Annotated in this window: 3 protein-coding genes; 1 reads left to right on the top strand and 2 read right to left on the bottom strand. The window is 73.9% G+C overall.

What is annotated here, in order from left to right:
- Nucleotides 1-80: 80 nt before the first annotated feature.
- Both HMPREF0731_RS18430 and HMPREF0731_RS18425 read right to left on the bottom strand, forming a co-directional pair.
- Nucleotides 81-746 (bottom strand): polysaccharide deacetylase family protein, encoded by a 666-nt coding sequence (locus HMPREF0731_RS18430; protein ID WP_007005709.1) that lies wholly within the window; start codon nt 744-746, stop codon nt 81-83.
- A 123-nt stretch (nt 747-869) separates the two neighbouring features.
- Nucleotides 870-1,733 (bottom strand): fumarylacetoacetate hydrolase family protein, encoded by an 864-nt coding sequence (locus tag HMPREF0731_RS18425; protein ID WP_007005708.1) that lies wholly within the window; start codon nt 1,731-1,733, stop codon nt 870-872.
- A 93-nt stretch (nt 1,734-1,826) separates the two neighbouring features.
- On the opposite strand from HMPREF0731_RS18425, the gene HMPREF0731_RS18420 reads away from it, so the two are divergent.
- Nucleotides 1,827-2,396, top strand: a 570-nt coding sequence (locus HMPREF0731_RS18420; RefSeq protein WP_169312311.1) for a GntR family transcriptional regulator, incomplete at its 3' end; no start/stop codon positions are given.

Raw genomic sequence — 2,396 nt, 5'->3', positions numbered from 1 at the left:
GGCATGGCCGGGCCGGGCGAGGCCAGGCGCGGCCAGCAGGGCGCCCGCCAGGCCGGCGAGGAGGGGGCGGCGGGGCAGGGTCATGGCGTGGCCTCCGGGCAAGGGGTGACATAGGCGTCGAGCGCCCGCCGCGCTTCGCCGCGCCAGAGCGGCACGCAGCTCTCGGGAAAGTCCTGGCGGAAGGCGGTGCCGCGGTCGCGCAGCAGGCCCAGGAAGCGGTCGAGATGCCGCATCGCGCCATTCGGCAGGTCGTGCAGCACCAGCAGCGTCTCCTCCTGCGCGTCGCAGAGGGCGAGGGCGCGCGCCACCCAGCCCTCCGGGTCGCGGAAATCGCCGGGCACGGCGTTCCACAGCACCAGGCTGTGGCCGCCGCGCTGCAGGTGCCGCAGCGCCGCGCCACTCAGCAGATGCGGCCCGAGCGCCCCGCCGCCGCCCTGCGGGCGGAACAGCCGGTCGGGATGGGCAAGGGGGCCGAGCAGGTCCTGGGTGCGGCCGATCTCGGCCTCGGCTTCCGCCTCGGCCTCGCCGGGGAGGGCCTCGCCCAACGGGCGGCGGTGCGACCAGCTGTGATTGCCGATCCAGTGGCCCTCGTCCCGCGCCCGCTCGGCCAGCGCGCGATGCGCCGCCAGCTTGTGGCCGAGCACGAAGAAGCTGGCGCGCAGCCCATGCGCCCGCAGCACGTCCAGCACGCCCGGCGTCACCTCGGGCTCCGGCCCGTTGTCGAAGGATAGCGTGACGCTGCGCATGCCCGTGCGACCTCCCCCGCGGCGCTTCTGTCCGGCCGCTTCGTTCCGGCTTGCCGGGCCGGCGCCTCTGCGGGCGCCGGCGGTTCCGCGGCCCCGCAGAGCCGGCGCGTCAGCCGCGCAGGATCAGGCCTCGTCCTCGACCGTGTTGGCCAGCACGCCGATGCCCTCGATCTCGATCTCGACCGTGTCGCCGGCGCGCATGAAGACCGGCGGCTGGCGCGGATAGCCGACGCCGCTCGGCGTGCCGGTCGCGATCACATCGCCCGGCTCCAGCGTCATCACCTCGGTCAGGATCGCCAGGATGCGCGGCACCGGGAAGATCATGTCGGAGGTGTTGCTGTCCTGCAGCGTGCGGCCATTGATGCGCGAGGTGATGCGCAGCGCGTTCGGGCCCTGCGGCAGCTCGTCCGGCGTGACGATCTCGGGGCCGAGCCCGCCGGTGCGGTCGAAATTCTTGCCCATGCTCCACTGGGTCGATTTGCGCTGGTAGTCGCGCACCGAGCCCTCGTTCATGCAGGTGTAGCCGGCGACGCAGGACAGCGCCTCGGCCTCGGAGAGGTGCCGGGCGCGGCGGCCGATGACGATCGCCAGCTCCGCCTCGTAGTCGAACTTCTCCGAGACGCGCGGCCGCAGCAGCGCCGCCCCCGGCGCCGCCAGCGAGGTGGCGCCGCGCAGGAACACCGCCGGGTAGTCGGGGATCGGGTTGTTCCCCTCCTTGGCGTGCTCGACATAGTTCAGGCCGATGCAGAGGATCTTGCCCGGGCGCGGCACCACCGGCAGCAGGGCCAGCCCGGCCAGCGGCCGCTTCGGCGCATCGGCCAGCTTCGCCGCCAGCGAGGCGGCCGAATGGGGCAGGTCCAGCGCCGCGATCGCCGCATTCAGGTCCTGCGGCAGGCCGGGCAGCACATCCTCCAGCGCGACGACCTGGTCGCCGATCCGGGCGCCCAGCCGGGCGCGACCCTCCTGCTCGAATGCCAGCAGCCGCATGCGCGTTTCCCCCGTGGTTGGTGCGGTAGTTTTGTCGAAATTTTCTGGAGGTCAAATGGATTCGTCGATAAAACGGACGGCATGGATCTGCCGATGCCGACGAACGCCCCGCCGGTCGCCGCGGAGGCGGCCGAGCCGACGCTGGCCACCAGCGTGCATCGCCGCCTGCGCGACGACATCCTGGCCGGGCGGCTGGCGCCGGGGCTGAAGCTCAAGCTGCGCGACCTGGCGGCGCAGTACGGCGCCGGCGCCTCCCCGGTGCGGGAGGCGCTGTCGAAGTTGGCGGCGGAAGGCCTGGCCGAGCGGCTGGAGCATCGCGGCTTCCGCGTCGCCGGCGCGCAGCCCGAGCAGCTCTCCGGCCTGATCCGCAGCCGCGTGCTGGCCGAGACGGCGGCGCTGCGTGAATCCATCAGCCGCGGCGATGCGGCGTGGGAGGAAGCCCTGGTGCTGGCCGAGCACCGGCTGGGCCGCGTGGCCCGCTCGCTGGAGACCGGGCGCTTCCTGGCCAATCCGGAATGGGAGGCATGCCACCGCCGCTTCCACCAGGCGCTGCTGGCGGCCTGCGGCGCGCCGGCGCTGCTCGGCTTCTGCGACCGGCTGCGCGAGGAGGCGGGGCGCTACCGGGCGCTGGCCAACACCCGCGCCTATCCCGACCGCGACGTG

This window comes from Pseudoroseomonas cervicalis ATCC 49957 (assembly GCF_000164635.1).
In the GTDB taxonomy this organism is placed as follows: Bacteria; Pseudomonadota; Alphaproteobacteria; order Acetobacterales; family Acetobacteraceae; genus Pseudoroseomonas; species Pseudoroseomonas cervicalis.
This window is presented reverse-complemented; position numbering and strand designations above follow the sequence as displayed.

Bases quoted from the DNA above. Each gene is read 5' to 3' on its own strand.
- HMPREF0731_RS18430 (WP_007005709.1), bottom strand. From the start codon at position 746: ATGCGCAGCGTCACGCTATCCTTCGACAACGGGCCGGAGCCCGAGGTG.
- HMPREF0731_RS18425 (WP_007005708.1), bottom strand. From the start codon at position 1,733: ATGCGGCTGCTGGCATTCGAGCAGGAGGGTCGCGCCCGGCTGGGCGCC.